The sequence below is a fragment of the Halopseudomonas oceani genome (assembly GCF_963677335.1).
GTDB classification, from domain to species: Bacteria; Pseudomonadota; Gammaproteobacteria; order Pseudomonadales; family Pseudomonadaceae; genus Halopseudomonas; species Halopseudomonas oceani.
The window spans coordinates 1,650,860-1,673,131 of sequence record NZ_OY781932.1 but is presented as its reverse complement, the minus strand read 5'-3'; the positions used below and the strand labels follow the sequence as shown (position 1 = coordinate 1,673,131).

Here is a 22,272-nt window from a genome sequence, read left to right as displayed (position 1 = left end):
CGCGCGCTATATTACTGATTTATCAGAGGAACTCAAGCTTTTTTTCACTCTCGGTGAAAATTGATTACCTGTACCGGGTCGGATCAGCCAGCCCTGCCGCGCGGAAACCCTCGGCACGCAAACGACAACTGTCGCAGCGGCCACACGCCCTGCCGTCAGCATCTGCCTGATAGCAGGACACCGTCTGACTGTAATCAACCCCGAGGGCCACGCCCGTCTGCACGATCTCCGCCTTGCTCATGTACTGCAAGGGCGCCCGAATACGAAACCCATCACCCTCAACGCCTGCGCGGGTAGCCAGATTGGCCAGACGCTCAAACGCCTCAACAAACTCCGGCCGGCAATCGGGATAGCCGGAGTAGTCCACTGCGTTGACGCCGATAAAAATCTCCCGGGCGCCCAACACCTCCGCCCAGCCCAGCGCAAGCGAAAGAAAAAGCGTGTTGCGCGCCGGCACGTAGGTTACCGGAATGCCATCCTGCGGCCCTTCGGGCACCGCGATACTGTCATCGGTGAGCGCTGAACCGCCTATCCCGTTGAGATTCATACCAACGACCTTGTGCTCGATAACTTCAGCGGCGCGGGCAACCCGCTCGGCGGCCTGCAGTTCGGCGCGGTGGCGCTGGCCGTAATCGAAGCTCATGGTATAGCAGCGCAACCCTTGCGCCTGAGCCATCGCCAGCACAGTGGCCGAATCCAGACCGCCGGACAAGAGCACGACAGCAGCCGGCAAATCCGAAACAGTGTTAGCGTTACTCATAAACCTCCCGGGCAGAAATGCAAAAGCGCCCGATGGGCGCTTTTGCAAAGACAGATCGGCGGGCTGGCTGCCCCCCCCCATCAGTTGAGCGTGTTCAGCTCACGGCCGGCCAGCTGCGCCGCCGACGAGTCGGGGTACTTGCTGATGACCTGCTGGAATAGATCACGCGCCTTGTCGTTATTACCAAGACGACGCTCGACGTCGCCCAGCTTGTACATCGCATCCGACTCCTTGCGGTGATTCGGATAACGGCTGATCACTTGAGCAAACGCCTTGCCGGCGGACTCCAGATCAGACTGAACCAGATAGACCTCACCCAACCAGTACTGCGCATTGCCCGCATACTGACTGTCCGGATAACGTCTGAGGAAAGCGTTGAAGGCCAGTGCAGCCTTGTCAAAATCCCGCGCTTTGACTAGGTCAAAGGACGCGTCATAAAGCAGTTTTTCCTGCTCGGGATCAGCCGGCGCAGTGCTGGCCGCAGGCGCCTGAGCGGGCGTTGTCGCAGTGTCACTGTCAGCAGGCGCACTACCGTTGGCGGCGGGAGCCGGCGCGGCGGTCAGGCCAGACAGTCGACGATCAATATCCTGATAGCGATCAAGCTGGTCCTGCTCCATCTGCTTGATCTTGTAACTCTGCTCTTCGAGCATACCCCGCAGCATGGTGACTTCCTGCTGCAGTTGGTACATCTGCTGAAACAGCTGGCCTTCACCAGAAAGGCCAGCCGGGGCCTGCTGGGTTACCGAGGAACCCGCGTAACTGGCAGACGACGTATTGCTCGAACTACCTTCCATTACCGGAACCTGAGCAACTGCCACCAACGGCGACAGCGCCAAGGCCATTACGATGCCTCTGTAACCCTTCATAAGACCTCTTCTATTACTTGCGCAGCTCTACGCGACGGTTCTGAGCCATGGCTTCTTCAGTAGAACCCATCGCTGCCGGCTTCTCTTCACCGTAGGATACCAGTTCCAGCTGAGCCGGAGACACGCCCTGCAGAACCAGGTAACGCTGTACGGAAGCCGCACGACGCTCGCCCAGAGCCATGTTGTACTCGCGGGTGCCGCGCTCGTCAGTGTGACCTTCCAGAACAACGCGGTTGCCAGCGGACTTCAGGTCTTTAGCGTGAACGTCCAGAGCGCGCATGGCTTCCGGCTTCAGCTCGGAGCTGTCGTACTCGAAGTAGAACGTGGTGATGGCGCGCAGAGCAGCTTCTTCGCTGTTCATGCCGTTGTCCATACCAGCGCCGTTGCTGCCAGCGCCGTAGCCAGCGTTCGGATCAACTGCACCAGAGGTGTCGCCACCTTTGGAGGAACAGCCAACAACAACGCCGAAAGCAACGACCAGAGCAGCGGCTTTGCCAAACTTGATAACTTGCATCATGAACTCCTATTAACCCCATATGGTTTAGTGTTGGTGCGCCCTATGGCAGGTATGGGGACCATGATGGTACGCGCAGGTCGTTGAACTGAGTCGGTATCACCGACCGTGCACGCCCGTTTGTTGATACCAGCATGAGTACACCCCGCCCCTGTTGACGGGTAGCATAAATTAACATAACGCCGTTGGGTGAGACCGTCGGGGACTCATCCAGTGACGTTTCTGTTAAAACTCTCAGGTTGCCGCGCTCAAGATCCTGCGTGGCAATCTGAAAATTACGGTAGCCCTCCTGACGGTGCACCATCACCATGGTGCGGCCATCAACGGACAGCTTGGCGTTGGCATTGTAGTTACCAACGAAGGTCAAACGCTCGGTAGTACCCGAACTCAAATTCTGCTTATAGATCTGCGGGCGCCCACCACGATCCGAGGTAAACACCAGCGTATCGTTACCCATCCAGCTCGGCTCGGTATCAATCGCAAAATGGTTGGTCACCCGACGCAGCTGCTTGCTGGCCAGATCCATCACATAGATTTCCGGATTGCCATCGCGCGACAGTACAAAAGCCAGTCGACTTCCGTCTGGCGACCAGGCCGGCGCGCCATTCAAGCCCTCAAAGCTGCTGATACGCTCGCGGCGGCCAGTCCGGATATAGTGAATGTAGATCTCCGGACGACGCGATTCAAACGATACATAGGCGATGCGCTCGCCATCCGGCGAGTAGCTCGGACTGAGAATCGGCTCACGGGACTGCAGCAAGGTTACAGCACGGGCGCCGTCGTAATCACTACGCTGCAGCGTGTACCGTGTATTGTCGACCGAAAAACGCTCGGCAGCGACGTACAGCAGCTTGGTGTTAAAGGCGCCCTGAATACCGGTCAGCTCCTTGAACACCTCATCACTCAGGTGATGGGCAATATCACGCAGCTGCGCACGGGTACCGCTGATCGAACGCGACAGCAATACCTGCTCGCGAACCACACTGTAAAGACTGTAAGTCAGCTCAAAGGCATCTGCGCTAGTGGCCGCGACCTGCCCGACCACCACATAGTCAGCCCCAATCATGCGCCAGTCCCGCGCATTAATCTCACCGTCACGGGTCGGATAGCTCAACATGTTGCCACGCGGAATCGGCGCAAACATGCCGGAGTTGCGCAGATCGTTCGCGGTAATCTCCGCCATGTCTTCCGGCAGCGGCGTGCTGCCCTGCCAACCAAAGGGCACCACCGCAATCGGGGTAGCCTTGTCGTTACCCTGCGTGATTTCGATATAGTTCTGCGCAAAACTCACTTGAGCAACACAGAGCAACACGATCAAACCAAGTGCTTTAGCAAATCTGCTCATTAGAAAGACAAGTCCTCTGGTTTGAAGCCCATCTCCAGACTTCTGAAATCCTGTTCAAACACCGCCGGGTGTTCACTCGAAAGTTTCTGTATTTCCGGAATACGGGCAACGTTCCTGACCGCCTGCACAGCAGACTGATCAAATCCTGCATCGCCGCTGGACTGCTTGACCGACACATCCGTGATTTGCCCTGTCGGCAGCATCCCAATTCGCAGCACTACCTTCATCCCATTGCGAGCAGTGGGCGGGCGGCGCCACTGCTGAGAAACGTAACGACGAATAAGATCGTTGTAACTGGCCGCAACCTGGTCACCACTGCGATCAGCCTGCGCCTGCTGATACTGGGCTTCCTCCGCCAACGCCTCGCTCAACGCACGCGCCTTGGCCTCTTCCTGCGCCTTGCGTTCGTTTGCCAGGCGCTCCTGCTCGCGGCGGCGCTGCTCGGCGGCCTCCGCAGCGCGACGCTCAGCCTCGGCCTTGCGACGCGCTTCTTCCTGAGCCTTGCGGCGGGCCTCTTCCTCAGCACGCTTACGCTCGGCTTCAGCCTGAGCCCGGCGAGCCGCCTCAGCCTCAGCCGTCTTTCTAGCCTCTTCAGCCTTACGACGCTCAGCCGCCGCAGCTTCAGCAGCCTTGCGATCAGCCTCATCCCTCGCCGCTTCAGCCGCAGCGGCTTCCGCCTGCTGCCGAGCCTTTTCAGCAGCGGCAGCCCTGGCTGCTTCTGCGGCTTGTTGCTGCTGCCGCTGAGCCTCCATCGCCTCTTCTTCATGGCGAGGCGCGGCGGTCTTTGGCGCCTCACCGGCAATTTTCTGGTCCGTCTGCGTCACAGCAGGACTCATCGAATCCAGCTGCACCAGCGTTGCCTGAACAATCGGCCGAGCCGGCTCAAAATCCGGCGCACGACTGAAAGAGGCGAACAGCAGAATCGCCACCGCCAAATGCAGAGCTGCGGCCTTCAGCAACGGAGCAGAGTAACGCTCGGACTCCGTTGGCCGGTGTTGATATCGCGTGCTCACGGCGCCTCGGTAATCAGACCTACATTGGGCACACCCGCTTGCTGCAGCGCACCCATTGCGGTAACAACCACACCGTAATTGGCTTGTTTGTCACCACGGATGTAGACCAGCGTGTCGGGCTTGGCGGCCATGATCTTGGACACCCCTTCCGTCATCTCAGCCAGCGAAACAACGCTGTCGGTGTGGTTTTCAGTGTCGACCCCATCACCCAGGTTCCAGTAGTACGTTCCGTCAGCCAGCACCGACAGCGTCAGTACCTGCTGATTGCTATCAGAGGGCAAGACCTCGCTGGATACCTGTGGCAGATCGACCTTGACCCCCTGATTCAGCATTGGTGCGGTCACCATAAAAATCACCAACAGCACCAGCATCACGTCGATGTATGGCACCACGTTCATTTCAGCGACCGGCTTACGCTTCTGACGACGCCCCTGCATGTGCATGCCCATAACGACTCCGCTTACTCCTCGCGTGCGTGAACGCGGCGGTGCAGAATGCTGGAGAACTCTTCTGCAAAGGTGTAGTAGCGGCCGATCAGCATTTCTGAACGGGCAGAAAAACGGTTGTATGCGACCACTGCCGGGATAGCAGCAAACAAGCCAATGGCCGTTGCCACCAGCGCTTCTGCGATGCCCGGCGCGACCGTTGCCAAGGTTGCCTGCTGTACGGTTGCCAGACCGCGGAAGGAGTTCATGATCCCCCAGACGGTACCGAATAGACCGATGTAGGGACTGGTCGAGCCAACGGTCGCCAAAAACGGCAGATGCAGGTCCAGCTTTTCCTCTTCACGGGAAATAGCGACACGCATCGAGCGCTGCACGGCATCCATTATCGCGTCCGGGTCGACGCCAGCCTGCTGACGCATGCGCGAAAATTCCTTGAAGCCGGCACGGAATATCTGCTCAAGGCCGGAGTTTTCATCCGGCGATCCGGTAACCTGTCGATACAATTGCGACAGGTCGACACCAGACCAGAAACGGTCCTCAAAATCATCCAGCGCGTTTTTGGCAGAGCGCATTACGCTGCCACGCTGGAAAATCATCACCCACGACGTTACCGACGCTGCCAGCAGCGTCAGCATTACCAGTTGCACCAGTACACTGGCGCCGGACACCAGGTGCCATATCGACATTTGGTCAGCCTGCACGCTCAGCTACTCCTCGCTTGTCCATCGAATTCTTGACTCATTACCCATTGATCTCGGCCCGCGCGGTATTCTCGAACGCCGTACGCATAGCTTCGGGAATCGCTCTCGGGCGATAGCGGTCGGCACTGACGCAGGCGACCAGCACCTCTCCTTCACACAACAACTCTCCCGCCCGAGTCACGCTCTGGCGGAAGCGAATACTTGCTCGCTTGGTTTCCAAGACAGTCGCAGTTACGACAAGTTCATCATCCAATCGTGCGGGCGCGTGATAACGTGCCGTGACAGAGTGCACAACAAAAATGACGTTTTCTCTCTGCAGAGCGCTTTGATCAAAGCCCAGAGTACGGACCAGCTCCGTCCGCGCACGCTCCATAAACTTCAGGTAATTGACGTAGTAGACGATGCCACCGGCATCGGTATCTTCAAAGTAGACGCGGGCTTTCAGCTCGAACGGCGGCCCAGAACGTTCAACGCGCATAATGTAGAGCCAAGCAATGATTTTGCATAGTGGGTGTCCTCGCTAAATGCAAAATATTTTTCAGGGTGAATCCGGCGCTGCCGGATCATCGAACAGGTCTGCCGCCGGTGAAACCATCCGCGAGGGCAACCTGAGTCCAAAGTGTTGGTACGCGTGGCGCGTCACCACTCGACCGCGTGGCGTACGCATAATGAAGCCCTGCTGAATCAGGTAGGGTTCCAGCACGTCTTCGATGGTATGCCGTTCCTCGCCGATGGACGCCGACAGGTTGTCCAGCCCGACCGGCCCCCCATCGAACTTGTCGATCATGGTCAACAGCAAACGGCGGTCCATGTGATCAAAACCCTGCTCATCCACATCCAGCAAGTTCAGCGCCTGATCCGCCACCGCTTTACTGATGATGCCGGCTTCGCGTACTTCGGCAAAATCACGTACACGGCGCAACAGACGGTTGGCAATTCGCGGCGTCCCACGGGAGCGGCGGGCAATTTCACGCGCGCCGCCATCGTCCATCTGTAGACCAAGGATCGCCGCAGAGCGCGCCACGATGGTGGCCAAATCAGTAACCGAGTAGAACTCAAGCCGCTGAACAATACCAAAGCGGTCGCGCAATGGATTGGTCAGCATACCGGCGCGGGTGGTGGCGCCGACCAGGGTAAAGGGCGGCAGGTCCAGCTTGATCGAGCGGGCAGCCGGGCCCTCGCCGATCATGATATCGAGCTGATAATCTTCCATCGCGGGGTAGAGAATCTCTTCAACAACCGGCGACAGGCGGTGAATCTCGTCAACAAACAGTACATCGCCGGCCTCAAGATTGGTCAGCAACGCGGCAAGATCACCGGCACGCTCCAGCACCGGGCCCGAAGTGCTCTTGATCTTGGCACCCATTTCCTGCGCAATGATGTTAGCGAGCGTGGTCTTACCGAGACCGGGCGGCCCGAAAATCAGCACATGATCCAGCGCTTCCCCTCGCCCTTTGGCCGCTTTGATGAACAGCTCCATCTGCTCACGCACGGTTGGCTGACCAATATACTCAGCCAGCTTCAGCGGACGGATTGCCCGGTCAATAACTTCTTCCTGCTGCCTGGGCGTTGCCGCGATCAGGCGATCTTCTTCCAGCATGTGTTATCCATCAAAAAGGGAGCAATGCTTCCCGGCACAGGTATGCGCTACACCATGCCCTTGAGCGCACGACGAATCAACTCTTCGCTACTGAGGCCGTCTTCTTCCACCGCCGCAACGGCCTTGCTCGCTTCTTGCGGCTTGTAACCCAGAGCGATCAGCGCGCTGACCGCATCGACGCTCGGTTTGATCGGCGCACTGGTGACCCCAGACGGAGCTGCCAACGACACGGCGCCCGGCAACGCGTCCCACGCCTTGAACCGGTCGCGCAACTCGATCAACAGTCGCTCCGCAGTCTTCTTGCCAACACCCGGAATCTTCACCAGGGCACTGACATCCTGATGCTGCACAGCCATCACCAGCTCATCGACATCCATGCCCGACATCAGCGCCAGTGCCAGCTTCGGACCGACCCCGTTCAGCCGGATCAGCTCGCGAAACAGCTCTCGACTGCGCTTGTCAGCGAAGGCATACAGCAGCTGCGCATCTTCACGCACGACCATATGGGTATGCAGGGTTACCTTCTCGCCAAGCGATGGCAACTGATAGAAGGTACTCATCGGCGCGTCCAGCTCGTACCCGACGCCCTGCACGTCCAGCAAAATATGTGGGGGCTGTTTTTCCAGCAAAATACCGCTCAAACGTCCTATCACCGGACCTACTCCCTGAAATTCAGATCAACGACGGCGCACGCGACCTGCGCGCATCGCCAACGCTGCATTGCCAAGCTGCTGCTGCACACCGCTCATGTGGGCATGACACAACGCAATCGCCAGAGCATCGGCAGCATCGGCCTGGGGCGTGCCACCCAGCCCCAGCAGCTGAGTCACCATGTGCTGTACCTGCTTCTTGTCAGCCGCCCCGGTGCCGACTACCGCCTGCTTGACCTGACGGGCACTGTACTCGTGAACGATCAGTCCGGCATTGACCGCCGCCACGATAGCCGCGCCACGCGCCTGCCCCAGTTTCAGCGCGGAATCGGGGTTGCGCGCCATAAACACCTGCTCGATGCTGACCACATCCGGCTGGTATTGCACAATCAGTTCGGACAGATAATGAAAAATCTTCTGCAGCCGCTCCGGAAATGCGCCGTCACCTGCCCGAATGCACCCGGACGTCACATACTCCTGACGGCCCGCCGCATGACGGACAATACCAAAACCGGTTATTCGGGAGCCGGGGTCAATCCCCAGTATCAGCGCCATGCATTATCCGCCAGCATACGGGCCATAGAAAAAAGGGAGGCCCGCGCCTCCCTTAACTGCATCAGTGTGCGTCGGCTCAACCTAGCTGTTCCATGATGTCATCGGAGATCGATGCATTGGAATAGACATTCTGTACGTCGTCCAGATCCTCCAGCATGTCGATCAGCCTGACGACCTTTTGCGCCGTATCCAGATCCAGCTCGGCCTGCGTCGACGGCACCATGGTGACCTCGGCAGATTCCGGGGAAAACCCTGCCGCCTCGAGGGCATCGCGCACCGCACCAAACTCCTCGAAACTGGTGAACACGTCAAAGGAGCCGTCATCGTTTGTGACAAAATCTTCCGCGCCCGACTCCAGCGCCGCTTCCATCAGCGACTCTTCATCCGCATCAGCGGCAAAGGCCAACTGCCCGCGCCGGGTGAACAGATAGGCAACAGAGCCATCGGTACCCAGATTGCCGCCGCACTTGCTAAACGCATGACGCACTTCACTGACAGTACGGTTGCGGTTATCGGTCATCGCTTCGACCAGCACCGCTACACCACCAGCACCATAACCTTCATAGGTCAGCTCTTCCATGCTGTCGGCATCGTTGCTGCCGGCACCACGGGCAATGGCGCGATCAATGGTGTCGCGCGTCATGTTGGCGCCAAGCGCCTTGTCGACCGCCGCGCGCAGACGCGGGTTGTCAGCCGGGTTACCGCCACCAACCTTGGCGGATACCGTCAGCTCACGAATCAGCTTGGTAAAGATCTTGCCACGCCTGGCGTCCTGAGCCGCCTTGCGATGCTTGATATTGGCCCATTTGGAATGACCGGCCATAAAACCAACTCCAGATAGCAGAATCCCCGCCAAACCAGCGGCATGACGGGGACGAAGGACTTACTCAGCCTTGGGCTGTTCCCGCAGACGGATATGCAATTCGCGCAGCGACTTGTTATCCACCTCACCCGGCGCCTGGGTCATGACACAGGCAGCACTCTGGGTTTTCGGGAAGGCAATGACTTCACGAATCGACTGCGCACCGGTCATCAGCATGACCAGACGATCCAGACCAAACGCCAGACCACCGTGCGGTGGCGCACCGTACTTCAGCGCATCCAGCAGGAAGCCGAACTTCTCCTGCTGCTCATCCTCACTGATACCCAGCACGCGGAACACCGTCTGCTGCATAGTCTTGTCGTGAATACGGATGGAGCCGCCACCCAGCTCGGTGCCGTTAAGCACCATGTCGTAGGCGCGCGACAGCGCGGCGGCCGGATTGGCCTCCAACTCAGCCGGGGTGCACTTAGGTGCTGTGAACGGGTGGTGCATCGCGGTCAGGCTGCCGTCGTCGTTCTCTTCGAACATCGGGAAGTCGACAACCCACAGCGGCGCCCACTCGCAGGTGAACAGGTTGAGGTCATGACCGAGCTTGATACGCAGCGCACCTAGTGCTTCAGACACGATATGCGCCTTGTCAGCACCGAAGAACACGATGTCACCATCAACCGCGCCAACACGATCCAGAATCACATTGATGTTGTCCAGCGGGATGTTCTTGACGATCGGCGACTGCAAGCCTTCTACACCTGCTGCGCGCTCGTTGACCTTGATGTACGCCAGGCCCTTGGCACCATAGATGCCGACGAACTTGGTGTAGTCATCGATCTGCTTGCGCGGCATGCTCGCACCGCCCGGAACGCGCAGTGCGGTTACGCGGCACTTGGGATCATTGGCCGGACCTGCAAACACCTTGAACTCAACATCCTTGAGCTGATCTTCAACGTCCACCAGCTCCAGCGGGATACGCAGGTCGGGCTTGTCGGAGCCGAAACGGCGCATGGCTTCGGCCAGCGACATGTGCGGCAGCTCGCCGAACTCGACGTCCAGCACTTCCTTGAACAGGTTGCGCACCATGGTCTCGGTAATATCCATGATGTCTTTTTCATCGAGGAAGCTGGCCTCGATGTCGATCTGGGTGAATTCTGGCTGACGGTCTGCACGCAGATCTTCGTCGCGGAAGCACTTGGCGATCTGGTAGTAACGGTCGAACCCGGCAACCATCAGTAGCTGCTTGAACAGCTGCGGCGACTGCGGCAGCGCGAAGAAGCTGCCGGCATGGGTGCGGCTCGGCACCAGATAGTCGCGCGCCCCTTCAGGTGTGGCACGGGTCAGGATTGGGGTTTCTACATCGAGGAAACCGTTGTCATCCAGGTAACGGCGGATGCTGGAGGTGATGCGCGAACGCAGCTTCAGCTTCTCGGCCATTTCCGGACGACGCAGATCGATAAAACGATAGCGCAGACGGGTTTCCTCACCCACATCAGTGTATTCATTGAGCGGGAACGGCGGCGTCTCAGCCTCGTTCAGAACCTCCAGCTCGTAACCCAGCACCTCGATGGCACCGGACGCCATGTTAGGGTTGCGCGCGCCTTCAGGACGCAGGCGGACCTTGCCGGTCACCTTGACCACATACTCGCTACGCGCACGGTCAGCCTTGGCGAAAGTGTCGGCACGGTCCGGATCAAACACCACCTGGGCAAGACCGTCGCGATCACGGATATCAAGGAAGATGACCCCACCATGGTCACGGCGACGGTGAACCCAGCCGCAAAGAGTTACTTCCTGATCCGCCAGCGATTCGTTCAGCTGGCCGCAATAGTGGCTACGCATCATGGTGTGGTGCTTCCTGTGGTCTGCAAATTCGGTGCGATGGGACGCAGTGCGCGGATAGACGCGGATGACGCCCAGATAAAACGCCATACTATACCGGAAACTTGCCTTACAAGGGAGCCTGCTCCTCTGTTCATGCAATCCTCGGGAACCTATCGCACCATCCGGGTATCGGAGTAAAAGGCGAGCCATAATAGCTATGCAAGAATAGTCTTAAACACGGCACGAACACTCTGATTCAAGCAAGGAGCCATGATGAAAATCGATATCGGCATCACTGAAAATGATCGCGCTCAAATTGCTGAGGGCCTGTCCCGCCTGCTGGCGGATACCTACACGCTGTACCTGAAGACCCACAACTTTCACTGGAACGTAAAAGGCCCGATGTTCCAGACCCTGCACCTGATGTTTGAAACGCACTACAACGAGCTTGCGCTAGCCGTTGACGACATCGCCGAACGCATCCGCACGCTTGGCTTCCCGGCCCCCGGCACCTACCGACAGTTCGTCGAACTAAGCAGCATTAAGGAAGAAGAAGGCGTGCCTGAGGCAAAAGACATGATCCGCCTGCTGGTGGAGGGTCATGAAGCCTGCGTACGCACCGCCCGCAGCGTTTTCCCGGTCTGCGATGAAGCTCACGACGAACCAACCGCCGACATGCTGACACAGCGCATGCAAATCCACGAAAAAACAGCCTGGATGCTGCGCAGCCTGCTCGAAAGCTAATCCACCACCGCTTCAGATCACACAACGCTCGGCCTCCGTTTGGAGGCCGAGCGTTTTCAGGTTAGAGTGCCTCGGCAGCTCTCATTGCGAGCTGCATCAATCATCACAACCATAAGACCAACACAGCACTCTAATCACGGTGAGCCTTTTGAAGACCCTTCGTTATCTGCACCTTTCCATCGGTGCTGCCGCCCTGCTGGCCGGCCTGTTTGCCAGCGCTCCATTCCTGACCCAATCAGCCCCAATCAACTACCCCGGCCTGCTGGCTATTTTCTGCGGCCTGATCAACCTGCAACAGTTCGCTCAACAGCGCACAGCAGAAACCGGCCTCGCAGGAGGTATAGCACTGCTCGGCTCAGCCCTGCTGATCATTGCTGCCTGCGTACCTTTCAGCGCACTGCTGATTAGCCCCCTGTTTGCCGCGTGGAGCATTTGGGCACTCAGCGCAGCCATCACCGGTGTCTGCCTGCATACCCTTATCGTACTGAAACAGGAGTTGAGCAGCATCGCTCGCGCACCGCGTCCGGCCAAACCTGCTCGTAAGCCCGCACCGGCCAAAGACGACGCGCGTGAAACCGGCACAGTAAAGTGGTTCAACACCAGCAAAGGCTTTGGCTTTATCACGCGGGATAACGGCGGCGACGTGTTCGTCCACTTCCGCTCGATTCAGGGCGAAGGTCATCGCGCCCTGCAGGAGGGGCAGCGTGTGTCTTATCAGGTTGCCAATCGAGACAAGGGCCTGCAGGCTGAGGATGTAGCCATCCTCAACAATCGCAAACGCTAAAAACTGGAACCTCAGTAATGGGGAGGCGGCGGCTCCTCCCCTGCCTCTCCCGGGATCTGCGTAGCCAAATCAGCCTGCCGCTTGGCCACCAGTTCAAGCGAACGCCGTAGCCGATCAAGCTCAATCTGCTGGACCGACAGCGCATCGTTCAACGCCTGGATAGTGTCATCCTGGAACGCCAGACGCATCTCCAACTCATCGATTCGCCGAACCAACTGGTCATGGCTCATTTACTACTCTCCACAAAACCCTGTTGACCGTTAAGCAACGTCCGCACCTTGACCAGCATCTGCTCCAATGCCTTCGCTTCATAAGGCACAGCCGGAACCTTGCCCCACACTGGCGCCGGCCAGGCGGCATCGGTGCGATAACGCGCAATATGATGAACGTGCAACTGCGGCACCATATTCCCCAAAGCTGCCACATTCATCTTGTCCGCCGAAAACGCTGTAGACAGCAGACCAGCGAGACAATCCGATTCGCGATGAAACTGGGCCCGATCATCATCGGACAGCTGAAAAACCTCACGCATATCGGCTCGACGCGGGACCAGAACGAACCAGGGATATTGACTGTCGTTCAACAGTAGAACTTGGCTAAGTGTAAAGTCGCCAACGACAAAACAGTCCGCTTGCAGCTGCGCGTGCAGTTCAAACATTCAGATAAACCTCAGCAGTAAAAATAAAAATAGTCTCACAAGCAGACAAACAGCGCCTTATTTCCGGTATAGCCGCACAATGCGTATAAAAAAATGCACACCGGGTATCGCCATTTACGGCGCAATATTCTATAAACAGTCCCCGACAAAATGCTGTTTTTTAAGGCACTTGCTTTCGCGCTCGGCACATCGGTGCTTAAATATAGGGCGAAAACAAGAGACCAGGCCAAAGAGCCTACAGGTTTTCTTTATATCAAAGGAGCACACCAATGAAGAACGCAGTTAAATGGAGTTCGCTGGCACTGGCAGTCGCCGCTGGTAATGGCCTGCTGGCTAGCCACGCAATGGCAGAGGGCGAAGGCTTCGTCGAAGGCGCTTCCGCCACCCTGTACAACCGCACTGTTTACTTCAACCGCGATTTCCGCGATAGCACTCCCGGCCAAAGCAAACGAGAAGAAACAGCTACCAGCTTCCTGCTGAACTTCGAGTCCGGCTTTACCCAAGGCCCGATCGGTTTCGGTGCTGATGTTATTGCAATGGAAGGTATCAAGCTGGATAGCGGCCGTGGCCGTGTCAACACTGGCCTCCTGCCTACCGACAACAACGGTAAGGCCAAGGACGAATACTCGGAAATCCGCGGCGCCGTGAAAATGGCCATTCTGGATGACACCGTTTTGCGTTACGGCGTTCATATGCCGGAAAACCCGGTTGTCGCCTATGACGATTCCCGCCTGCTGCCGAACCACTACGAAGGTTACAGCATCACCAACAGCTCCATTGAAGGCCTGTTTGTTGAAGCCGGTCGTCTGACTGACCGCGGTGAAATGGCCACGTCAAACGAAACTGACGGCGTTCAGGCAGACAACGAAGACCTGACCTACGCTGGCGGCTCCTACTCGTTCAACGACAACGTCAGCGTTTCGCTGTACGGCGCCAAGAGCGAAGATTCATTCAAGCGCGGCTTCGCCGGCCTTGACTGGACCGTTCCGCTGAGCGAAGGCACCAGCCTGAACACCAATATTGCCTACTACGATACCAGCGACTCTGACTCCAACGATGGCGCCGAGTGGGACAACCAGGCCGGCTCCATTGCCGTTACCCTGAACACCGGCAACCACGCCTTTGGTGTTGCTTATCAGCAAATGCGCGGTGACACTGGCTACAACTACAGTGACGGTGAAATCTTCCTGGCCAACTCGGTTCAGTACCTGGATTTCAACGCCAAGGATGAAAAGTCCTACCAAGCTCGCTATGACTACGACTTCGCTGGCATGGGCATTCCGGGCCTGAGCTTCATGACCCGTTACATCCACGGCACCGACATCGACAACGCCGTTGCTGGCGGCACCCGCGATTCTCGCTGGGAGCGTGACAGCGAACTGCGCTACACCGTTCAGAACGGCCTGCTGGAAGGTCTGAACGTGCGCTGGCGTAACGCTACCGTCCGTCAGGACGCGGCTATCGACAACGGCGACGTTGACGAGAACCGCCTGATCGTCGGTTACACCTGGACTCTGCTGTAAGCTTCCAGGTATTGAGGAAAACCCGGCTTCGGCCGGGTTTTCTGTTTCTACCCCTCTGATCAGACACCCGCTGCACGGACTGTACGGTTCACCGGCACAATCGTACAATACCGCCCCAATTGCCCGTTACATCAGGATCCGCTTCCCCATGCGTACCAGCCAGTATCTGATTGCCACTCTCAAGGAGACGCCCTCCGACGCTACCGTCATCAGCCACCAGTTGATGCTGCGTGCAGGCATGATTCGCAAAATCGCCTCCGGCCTCTACACCTGGCTGCCGATGGGCCTTCGCGTTCTGCGCAAGGTGGAAGCCGTTGTGCGGGACGAGATGGACAAAGCCGGCGCACTGGAAGTACTGATGCCAGCCATTCAACCCGCCGAGCTGTGGCAGGAATCCGGTCGCTGGGAGCAATACGGCCCCGAGCTGCTGCGCCTGAAAGACCGCCACGACCGAGACTTCTGTGTTGGCCCGACCCACGAAGAAGTGATCACTGATCTGGCCCGTAACGAGATCACCAGCTACAAGCAGCTGCCGATCAACATGTACCAGATCCAAACCAAATTCCGTGACGAAATTCGCCCGCGTTTTGGCCTGATGCGTGGCCGTGAATTCCTTATGAAGGATGCCTACTCCTTCCACCTGACCCAGGAGTCGCTGCAGCAGACCTACGATGGCATGTACCAGGCCTACTGCAACATCTTCAGCCGCCTGGGTCTGGAATTCCGCCCGGTAGTCGCCGATAACGGCTCTATCGGCGGTGAAGGCTCCCACGAATTCCACGTCCTGGCCGATTCCGGCGAAGACGCCATCATCTTCTCCGACACCGGCAGCTACGCCGCCAACATGGAAAAGGCCACCGCTCAGCTGCCGCAGGGCGACCGCCCAGCCACCAGTCAGCCAATGACGCTGGTCGACACGCCTGACCAGCTCACCATTGCAGCCGTCAGCGAATTCCTCAAGGTGCCGGCCGAGCAGTCGGTCAAGACCCTGATCGTGCTTGGCGCGGAAGAAGAAGGCAAACCCCAGCCGCTGGTTGCCCTAGTGCTGCGTGGCGATCATGAGCTGAATGAAATCAAGGCAGAACACCTGCCCGAAGTCCACGCGCCGCTGACATTTGCCAGCGAAGCCCAGATTGTCTCCACCATCGGCTGCAAGCCCGGCTCCATTGGCCCGGTCAAGCTGCCGATCACCGTCATTGCCGACCACAGCGCCGCTCATCTGGCGGACTTCGTCTGCGGCGCCAATGTCGACGGCAAGCACTACACCGGCGTGAACTGGGAGCGCGACGCGCAGTACACCCGCGTAGCCGACCTGCGCAACGTCGTCGAGGGCGATATCAGCCCGGACGGCAACGGTACGCTGGTTATCAAGCGCGGGATCGAGGTCGGCCACATCTTCCAGCTCGGCCAAAAGTACAGCCAGGCGATGAACTGCAGCGTACTCAACGAGCAGGGTAAGGCCCAAACCCTGATCATGGGCTGCTACGGCATTGGCGTTTCCCGCGTCGTCGCCGCAGCCATTGAGCAGAACTACGACGACCGTGGCATTCTCTGGCCGGACGCTCTGGCGCCGTTCCAGGTTGCCCTGATCCCGATGAAGATGGAAAGCTCTGAAGCGGTTCAACAAGCGACCATGGCGCTGTATGAAGGCCTGCAAGCCGCTGGCGTCGAGGTACTGCTCGATGACCGCGACAAGAAGACCAGCCCCGGCGTGAAGTTCGCTGACATGGACCTGATCGGCATTCCTCACCGCGTCGTCATCAGCGACCGCGGTCTGGCCGAAGGCCAGCTGGAATACAAGTACCGCCGCGATCAGGATGCAATCAGCGTCGCTAGCGACCAGATGCTGCCTTACCTGCTGGAGCGCATTCAGGGGAAATGATGCCGCGCCGACTTGATGCCCGCACGGGCAGCCACCTGTTGTGGGCCAGCGCCGTGCTGGCCACACTCCAGGCCTGCAGCGTAACCCAACAGCAGGAGGCCGCGTCCGGCCACATCGAACGCGAACTGCTCAGCCACACCTTGCACATCGAAACCGGCGAGCCGCGGGTACTCGATACCCCGCACCGCAGCATTCGCGTCAGTGAAAATCGACTGTTCCGGGTTAGCCAGTACGACGCCAGTGGCAACCTGCTCGACCAGCATCGGCAGTACCAGACCCTGCCCTGGGCGAATCACGTGATCGATATCCAGCTTGGCGAACTGAGCGTGCAACGTGAAACCGACAGCGAAGGGCATTTCCGCCTGAACCTGCTCGACGAAGATATCGTGCCGGTCGATTTCGAGCAGCTTCGCACTATCGAACTTGAAGCCCGCAACAGCGCCGAAGTACACGCTGAGGCAATACTACTGGTCGACCGTGAGCTGCGCGCGGTGCTGCACGAGGCCTCCGAGCTGATTTACGACAACCTTGAAGAAGATGACGTCGACCAGTGGGTCCAGCGGATCCACCGCCTGGGCGAGCTCGGACTCAAGGAAGAGGCCAGTCAACTGGAGAATATGCTTATCCTGTTGACCACAGGGGACCCACACCTGCAGGGCGACTTTATCCACGCCCTCGACCAAAGCAACCAAGCACAGGACTGAACCATGCGCCCAGGGACGGTGCTGTTTCTCCTGTTACTGGTGATCAGTGCTGCCAGCCACGCAACCACGGCCAGCCCGCCGGTTGACCCGGAGTTGCGCGCCGAGTTGATGCGTACCATCGCCAGCGCAGACAGCTTTCATGATCGCTTCGATGCCGAAGTCTGGCTGCTCGACATGTCGACCCGGATGGCGCCGTTCATACCCGATGAGCAGGCTCGACTGAGATTGCTGCGCCTGGCGCATCAGGCAGCCACCCGCGCAAAGCTCAAGCCCGATCTGGTCATTGCGGTGATGCACGCAGAAAGCCTGTTCGACCCCTACGCGCTGTCATCGGTTGGCGCTCAGGGCGTGATGCAGATCATGCCGTTCTGGAAGAATGAGATTGGTCGGCCAGACGATAACCTGATCGACCTGGCGACCAATCTGCAATACGGCTGCACCATTCTCAAGTTCTATCTGGACAAGGAAAACGGCAATCTGCGCCGGGCGCTGGCGCGCTACAACGGCAGCCTCGGCAGCAACCGCTACCCTGACCGCGTGCTGGACTACTGGTACAGCTACTGGTACGTCAAGGACTGATCAAGCGCCCGTCACAGCTGAACAAAGCCGGCGATATCCTGCCAGACACAGGCTTCCAGCTCGACACTCTCAACCTTTGCCTGTGCTGGGCCGCGCTGCAGCCAACCACTCATCGCCTCGAGTGCATCCTCCGAGCCACACAGCAGCAATGCCACGCTGCCATCAGCCTGGTTTCGTACCCAGCCGTTGATCCCCAGCCGCGAGGCCTCACGAACCGTCGCCTGCCGAAAACCAACACCTTGCACCTTTCCGACCACCCTTCCCTGCACGCAAATATCACTCATCAACGCCCCCAGCCTATTCGGTCGTCATCAACTGTTTCAGCTCATCGTAATGCTGCGGCCCCTGCAGGGTCTCAAGTATTCGCCCGTCACCATCAAGCAAATAGGTGGTGGGCAATACCTGCGGGCGCGGCAGCCCAAAGGCGCTGACAAACTCCGCCCCCAGTACCGGGAACCGAATATCCATCCGCTCCGCAGTTGCCTTGAGCTGCTCACCAGCAGCGCCGTCGTAATCGACACCGACCACGCGTCCGGTCGGCAGCTCAGCCGCCAACCGATTCAATTCCGGCAACTCGTCGCGGCAGGGGCCACACCACTCAGCCCAGAAGTTGACCAACACCCGCTGCCCCTGCAGCTGCTCACGCGCAACCGCATTGCCGTTATGATCCAGCCACACATCAGTACCATCGCAGGCACCGAGCAACAGCCCCCCGAGCAGCAGCGTGATTCGCCCGAGCAACCTCATACGCCCTCCTTAATGGTCTGTTCGGCAGCGGAGAACGAGCCGCCCAACAGCCATTGTTTCACGGTACCCCGCAGGTGAGTGCGCCGCGCCTCGTCCGCTTCGGCCAGTGCCTCGCTGAAGGCTGGATACCAGTCCTCCCCGGCGGGAAGTGCTGCGGGCAAGGCCTCATGGGCCACCATCGGCACCGGCATACGCTCGAGCAACCGGCTCAGCTCCATTTCATCCAGATCGCGGCACAACACATAGCAGCCATTCTGGGTGCGCGTTACCACCTGCTCACTTTCCAGCCAGTCGGTCAACTGCAGCCAGAGCTCCTCATGCATCGACCAGCCAGCGGCATTTACCCGTGCCAGATCAACCTGTTCACCACGTTGCTGGGCAGACAGAAACACCCTCAGCAACGCCAGCAAATTGATCATCCAAGGATACTCGGGACGACGCCAGGCGTGCCCATTACCCATATTGCTAACCAGCTCAGCGCCAAGCAGGATGATCAGCCAACTGACATAGATCCACAAAAGGAACAGCGGCACGGCGGCAAAGGCGCCGTAGATCAACTGATAACCTGGGAAAAGAGTAACGTAGACCCCAAAACAGGCCTTGGCAGCCTCAAACAGCAAAGCAACGAAGATGCCACCAGCCAGGCCATAGCGCACCGGTACGCGAGTATTTGGCACCGCCACAAAGATCAGGGTAAAAGCGGCAATGCTCAGCAATATGGGCAGCGCCAGCAGCAGCTTGTTCCAAACTGAGCCGAGCAGTGCGCCCTGCTGAAACAGCGAAATGGAAGCGATATAGGTACTGACAACAAAGCCGGCGCCAAGCAGCAACGGCCCGATACTCAGGACGGCCCAGTAGAGCAAAAAGCTGGATAATCCCCGGCGGGGCTGGCGAATACGCCAGATTGCATTGAATGCCTTCTCGATATTCACCAGCATCATCAACGCAGTGACCATCAGCAGGGCGATACCAACGCCAGTCAACTGCCGAGCCTGGGTTGAAAACGCGCTCAGATGGCGTTGCAGCGCCTCACCACTGGCGGGGAGAAAATTCTTGAAAATGAACGCCTCGACCTGACCACCCACCTGATCAAACGCCGGGATCGCCGCGAGCATGGCGTAAGCGACCGTCATTACCGGCACTACAGCGAACAGCGTGGTGTAGGTCAATGCAGCCGCATTCTTTATACAGTTGTCTTCGAGAAAGCGTCGCCCCAGATAGCGAACAAAATGCAAAAACAGATTCAGTTGGCGCGGCATCTTATCTCCCTGACAGCCTTAACTTTTAGTAGCCTGTTGCAAAACGTAGGCTAGGCAGCCAGCAGATGGCAACGCAGGTAGTTTTTCAACTGGCCGCTAGCGCTTAGAATACCCCCCAACCCTGCTTCAGGCCACCGTCACACGGAGCACTGCCCGATGACCACTACCATCTATCACAATCCGCGTTGTTCCAAATCCCGTCAGACACTCGAGCTACTCGAGCAACAGGGCATCAACCCGGAGATCGTTCGTTACCTGGAAACCCCGCCGGACGCCGCCACCCTGGTCGATTTGCTCGAACGCCTGGGCCTCAGCGCGCGCGAGCTCATGCGCAAGGGGGAAGATCCCTACAAGGAACTCAACCTGGCCAACCCGGATTTGAGCGAAGCGCAGTTGGTACAAGCCATGGTTGATTACCCGAAACTGATCGAGCGCCCGATAGTCATCCATGATGGCAAGGCAGTGATTGGCCGTCCACCGGAGCGCGTTCTGGAGCTGTTCGCATGAGTCAACCAGGTTACGTTCTGGTTCTGTACTACAGCCGCCATGGCGCCACCGCCGAGATGGCCCGCCTGATCGCCGAAGGGGTCGAGCAGAATGGCATTGAGGCGCGCATCCGCACCGTGCCGCCGGTTGCGCCGGAGACGACAGCCAGCCTGCCACCTGTGCCGGAAGACGGCGCGATGTACTGCAGCATCGATGACCTGAAGCACTGCTCGGCGCTAATTCTCGGCAGCCCGACCCGTTTCGGCAACATGGCAGCCCCGCTCAAGCACTTCATCGACGGCACCAGCAGCCTGTGGCTCGCCGGCAACCTGAATGGCAAACCCGCAGCCGTGTTCACCTCGACCGCCAGCCTGCACGGCGGGCAGGAAGCCACGCTGTTATCAATGCAGCTGCCGCTGCTGCACCACGGCATGCTGCTGGTTGGCTTACCCTATAGTGAGAACGCATTGATCGAGACCCGTGGGGGCGGTACACCCTATGGTGCCAGCCATCACGCTGGCAGCCAGGGCGAGCGTCGACTGGATCAGCACGAAAGCCAACTGTGCCGGGCACTCGGCAAGCGGGTCGGCAGCATCACCGCTCAACTGGCAGCAGGAGCACAGGCCCTTGGCTAGGAAGAAACCCTTACCGTCCCTGGACTACCTCCGGCCACGCTGCCAAATCAGTCGCGTGGTCGCACTGACCGGTTACGCTGGACTGCTGCTCGGCATGCTCGCCTACAACCTGCTGATCGCCGACCTGCACGGGGCCAACCCGGTCATCATCATCGGCGTGCAGCTGCTGCCACTGCTGATCTTCCTGCCCGGCATCATCACCGGCCATGTGCGGACTCACGCCTGGCTCAGCTTTGCCATCAACCTGTATTTCATTCAGGGCGTCCTGATCTGTTTCCAGCCCGGTCGCTTGGGCTACGGGTTGTTTATGGCCGGATTCAGCGTGCTGTATTTCATTGCAGCGCTCTACTACATCCGCTGGAGCTTCCAGGCGCAACGGGTAGAGCGGGGAGAAACCTGAGCGGGGCCACCCAGAGAACCCAGCGGGAGATTCGGCTACCAGCCCATCTCCCGCTTGACGAAGGGAATGGTCAATCGATGCTGATCACGCAGTGACGCCTGATCCAGTGTTTCCAGGGCGGCAAACAACTCCCCCATGCCGCGGGCTCCGCGACTGAGAATGTACCGGGCAACATCATCACCCAGTTGCAGACCACGCTGGGCGGCGCGCAACTTCAACACTTCCTGCTTGCCCTCGTCATCCAGCGGCTGCAGCTGAAATACCAGCCCCCAGCCTAACCGTGATTCGAGGTCAGCCAGCTTGAAGCCAAGGGCTTTTGGCGCCGCGGTCGCGGCCAGCAATAAACGCCCACCCTGCTCACGCAACCGGTTGTAGAGATGGAACAGGGCTTCCTCCCAGTCCGCACGGCCGACAATCGCCTCCAGCTTGTCCAGACAGAGCAGATCTACCGACTCCATGCCTTCGAGCAGCAACGGACCTTCGTCAACCAGTTCATCCAGCGGCAGGTACATGGCCAGACCACCTTCATCGGCGAGAGCATGACAGGCCGCCTGCAACAAATGCGTGCGACCAGTGCCTTCAGTTCCCCAGAGAAACAGGCAACACTCCGGCGCAGGCGTCTGCAAGGAGGCAAACGCCTGCGTCGCCGCCAGCACCGTCGCATTCGGGCCCGGGTAATAGCTGGCAAAGGTCGCTTCGTCGCGCAGCTTGATACCCAAGGGCAGTTGAACTGGTTGTCCCGCCGACATCAGTGTTGCTCTTCCTCATCCAACTCGACACGTA

Annotated in this window: 27 protein-coding genes and 1 pseudogene; 9 read left to right on the top strand and 19 right to left on the bottom strand. The window is 58.7% G+C overall.

Annotation, left to right across the window (positions count from 1 at the left end; all coding sequences use genetic code 11):
* Positions 1-64: 64 nt before the first annotated feature.
* The 13 genes from queC to aspS all read right to left on the bottom strand — a co-directional run bounded on the left by queC (position 65) and on the right by aspS (position 11,109).
* On the bottom strand, positions 65-760 hold the full coding sequence (gene queC, locus ACKPCU_RS07930) for a 7-cyano-7-deazaguanine synthase QueC (RefSeq protein ID WP_321351228.1): 696 nt from the start codon (positions 758-760) through the stop codon (positions 65-67).
* 80 nt (positions 761-840) lie between these two features.
* Positions 841-1,626: a tol-pal system protein YbgF gene (gene ybgF / locus ACKPCU_RS07925; RefSeq protein ID WP_104737092.1), complete on the bottom strand. Its 786-nt coding sequence runs from the start codon at positions 1,624-1,626 to the stop codon at positions 841-843.
* Positions 1,627-1,639: 13 nt separating this feature from the next.
* Complete coding sequence (gene pal / locus ACKPCU_RS07920) at positions 1,640-2,140, bottom strand: peptidoglycan-associated lipoprotein Pal (protein ID WP_088275530.1); 501 nt, start codon at positions 2,138-2,140, stop codon at positions 1,640-1,642.
* A 43-nt stretch (positions 2,141-2,183) separates the two neighbouring features.
* Positions 2,184-3,485 (bottom strand): Tol-Pal system beta propeller repeat protein TolB, encoded by a 1,302-nt coding sequence (gene tolB / locus ACKPCU_RS07915; protein WP_321351224.1) that lies wholly within the window; start codon positions 3,483-3,485, stop codon positions 2,184-2,186.
* Entirely contained in the window at positions 3,485-4,498 is a 1,014-nt protein-coding gene (gene tolA, locus ACKPCU_RS07910; protein ID WP_321351222.1) for a cell envelope integrity protein TolA, read from the bottom strand. The genes tolB and tolA overlap by 1 nt, the downstream gene beginning before the upstream one ends.
* Entirely contained in the window at positions 4,495-4,947 is a 453-nt protein-coding gene (gene tolR, locus ACKPCU_RS07905; protein WP_373289796.1) for a protein TolR, read from the bottom strand. Before tolR ends, tolA begins: the two co-directional genes overlap by 4 nt.
* An 11-nt stretch (positions 4,948-4,958) precedes the next feature.
* Positions 4,959-5,630 carry a protein TolQ gene (gene tolQ / locus ACKPCU_RS07900; RefSeq protein ID WP_104737201.1) on the bottom strand — a complete coding sequence of 224 codons (672 nt, stop codon included), beginning with the start codon at positions 5,628-5,630 and terminating at the stop codon, positions 4,959-4,961.
* Between the two features lie 55 nt (positions 5,631-5,685).
* The gene (gene ybgC / locus ACKPCU_RS07895; RefSeq protein ID WP_088275538.1) at positions 5,686-6,123 is read right to left on the bottom strand and encodes a tol-pal system-associated acyl-CoA thioesterase; all 438 of its coding nucleotides are present in this window, start codon (positions 6,121-6,123) and stop codon (positions 5,686-5,688) included.
* 60 nt (positions 6,124-6,183) lie between these two features.
* Positions 6,184-7,245 (bottom strand): Holliday junction branch migration DNA helicase RuvB, encoded by a 1,062-nt coding sequence (gene ruvB, locus ACKPCU_RS07890; RefSeq protein ID WP_321351220.1) that lies wholly within the window; start codon positions 7,243-7,245, stop codon positions 6,184-6,186.
* A 47-nt stretch (positions 7,246-7,292) separates the two neighbouring features.
* A complete protein-coding gene (ruvA, locus tag ACKPCU_RS07885) occupies positions 7,293-7,898 on the bottom strand; it encodes a Holliday junction branch migration protein RuvA (protein WP_104737088.1) in 606 nt (201 codons plus the stop codon).
* A 24-nt stretch (positions 7,899-7,922) separates the two neighbouring features.
* A complete protein-coding gene (ruvC, locus tag ACKPCU_RS07880) occupies positions 7,923-8,450 on the bottom strand; it encodes a crossover junction endodeoxyribonuclease RuvC (protein ID WP_321351216.1) in 528 nt (175 codons plus the stop codon).
* 76 nt (positions 8,451-8,526) lie between these two features.
* Complete coding sequence (locus ACKPCU_RS07875) at positions 8,527-9,273, bottom strand: YebC/PmpR family DNA-binding transcriptional regulator (RefSeq protein WP_321351214.1); 747 nt, start codon at positions 9,271-9,273, stop codon at positions 8,527-8,529.
* Positions 9,274-9,333: 60 nt separating this feature from the next.
* Complete coding sequence (aspS, locus tag ACKPCU_RS07870; RefSeq protein ID WP_321351212.1) at positions 9,334-11,109, bottom strand: aspartate--tRNA ligase; 1,776 nt, start codon at positions 11,107-11,109, stop codon at positions 9,334-9,336.
* Positions 11,110-11,361: 252 nt separating this feature from the next.
* Here aspS and ACKPCU_RS07865 point away from each other — a divergent pair, with 252 nt between their 5' ends.
* Together ACKPCU_RS07865 and ACKPCU_RS07860 are read left to right on the top strand one after the other, a co-directional pair.
* Positions 11,362-11,832 carry a Dps family protein gene (locus ACKPCU_RS07865; protein ID WP_321351210.1) on the top strand — a complete coding sequence of 157 codons (471 nt, stop codon included), beginning with the start codon at positions 11,362-11,364 and terminating at the stop codon, positions 11,830-11,832.
* A 148-nt stretch (positions 11,833-11,980) separates the two neighbouring features.
* Positions 11,981-12,616 (top strand): cold-shock protein, encoded by a 636-nt coding sequence (locus ACKPCU_RS07860; protein WP_321351208.1) that lies wholly within the window; start codon positions 11,981-11,983, stop codon positions 12,614-12,616.
* 11 nt (positions 12,617-12,627) lie between these two features.
* Here ACKPCU_RS07860 and ACKPCU_RS07855 read toward each other — a convergent pair whose 3' ends face one another.
* Both ACKPCU_RS07855 and ACKPCU_RS07850 read right to left on the bottom strand, forming a co-directional pair.
* Positions 12,628-12,846, bottom strand: a complete 219-nt coding sequence (locus ACKPCU_RS07855; RefSeq protein ID WP_104737084.1) for a SlyX family protein — start codon at positions 12,844-12,846, stop codon at positions 12,628-12,630.
* On the bottom strand, positions 12,843-13,274 hold the full coding sequence (locus ACKPCU_RS07850; RefSeq protein WP_321351206.1) for an HIT domain-containing protein: 432 nt from the start codon (positions 13,272-13,274) through the stop codon (positions 12,843-12,845). Before ACKPCU_RS07850 ends, ACKPCU_RS07855 begins: the two co-directional genes overlap by 4 nt.
* Before the next feature lie 269 nt (positions 13,275-13,543).
* Here ACKPCU_RS07850 and ACKPCU_RS07845 point away from each other — a divergent pair, with 269 nt between their 5' ends.
* The 4 genes and pseudogenes from ACKPCU_RS07845 to ACKPCU_RS07830 all read left to right on the top strand — a co-directional run bounded on the left by ACKPCU_RS07845 (position 13,544) and on the right by ACKPCU_RS07830 (position 17,962).
* Positions 13,544-14,797: an OprD family porin gene (locus ACKPCU_RS07845; RefSeq protein ID WP_321351204.1), complete on the top strand. Its 1,254-nt coding sequence runs from the start codon at positions 13,544-13,546 to the stop codon at positions 14,795-14,797.
* A 148-nt stretch (positions 14,798-14,945) separates the two neighbouring features.
* Positions 14,946-16,679 (top strand): proline--tRNA ligase, encoded by a 1,734-nt coding sequence (locus ACKPCU_RS07840; RefSeq protein WP_321351202.1) that lies wholly within the window; start codon positions 14,946-14,948, stop codon positions 16,677-16,679.
* A 482-nt stretch (positions 16,680-17,161) separates the two neighbouring features.
* Positions 17,162-17,383, top strand: a pseudogene (locus tag ACKPCU_RS07835) (hypothetical protein); the annotation flags it as partial.
* 3 nt (positions 17,384-17,386) lie between these two features.
* Positions 17,387-17,962, top strand: coding sequence for a lytic transglycosylase domain-containing protein (locus ACKPCU_RS07830; protein WP_104737079.1), 576 nt, complete (start codon positions 17,387-17,389; stop codon positions 17,960-17,962).
* 11 nt (positions 17,963-17,973) lie between these two features.
* Here the strand turns inward: ACKPCU_RS07830 and ACKPCU_RS07825 are convergent, their stop codons facing one another.
* The 3 genes from ACKPCU_RS07825 to ACKPCU_RS07815 are packed head-to-tail and all read right to left on the bottom strand — an operon-like array spanning position 17,974 to position 19,968.
* Complete coding sequence (locus ACKPCU_RS07825; protein ID WP_321351197.1) at positions 17,974-18,246, bottom strand: acylphosphatase; 273 nt, start codon at positions 18,244-18,246, stop codon at positions 17,974-17,976.
* Positions 18,247-18,259: 13 nt separating this feature from the next.
* Positions 18,260-18,709 (bottom strand): TlpA family protein disulfide reductase, encoded by a 450-nt coding sequence (locus ACKPCU_RS07820; protein WP_321351195.1) that lies wholly within the window; start codon positions 18,707-18,709, stop codon positions 18,260-18,262.
* Positions 18,706-19,968 (bottom strand): YihY family inner membrane protein, encoded by a 1,263-nt coding sequence (locus ACKPCU_RS07815; protein WP_321351193.1) that lies wholly within the window; start codon positions 19,966-19,968, stop codon positions 18,706-18,708. The genes ACKPCU_RS07820 and ACKPCU_RS07815 overlap by 4 nt, the downstream gene beginning before the upstream one ends.
* 156 nt (positions 19,969-20,124) lie before the next feature.
* Here ACKPCU_RS07815 and arsC point away from each other — a divergent pair, with 156 nt between their 5' ends.
* The 3 genes from arsC to ACKPCU_RS07800 are packed head-to-tail and all read left to right on the top strand — an operon-like array spanning position 20,125 to position 21,489.
* Positions 20,125-20,475, top strand: a complete 351-nt coding sequence (gene arsC / locus ACKPCU_RS07810; RefSeq protein ID WP_104737075.1) for an arsenate reductase (glutaredoxin) — start codon at positions 20,125-20,127, stop codon at positions 20,473-20,475.
* Positions 20,472-21,089, top strand: a complete 618-nt coding sequence (gene wrbA, locus ACKPCU_RS07805; RefSeq protein WP_104737074.1) for an NAD(P)H:quinone oxidoreductase — start codon at positions 20,472-20,474, stop codon at positions 21,087-21,089. The genes arsC and wrbA overlap by 4 nt, the downstream gene beginning before the upstream one ends.
* A complete protein-coding gene (locus ACKPCU_RS07800) occupies positions 21,082-21,489 on the top strand; it encodes a DUF2069 domain-containing protein (RefSeq protein WP_104737073.1) in 408 nt (135 codons plus the stop codon). The genes wrbA and ACKPCU_RS07800 overlap by 8 nt, the downstream gene beginning before the upstream one ends.
* A gap of 35 nt (positions 21,490-21,524) precedes the next feature.
* On the opposite strand, the gene hda is transcribed toward ACKPCU_RS07800, so the two are convergent.
* Positions 21,525-22,238, bottom strand: a complete 714-nt coding sequence (gene hda, locus ACKPCU_RS07795; RefSeq protein ID WP_321351188.1) for a DnaA regulatory inactivator Hda — start codon at positions 22,236-22,238, stop codon at positions 21,525-21,527.
* Between the last annotated feature and the right edge of the window lie 34 nt (positions 22,239-22,272).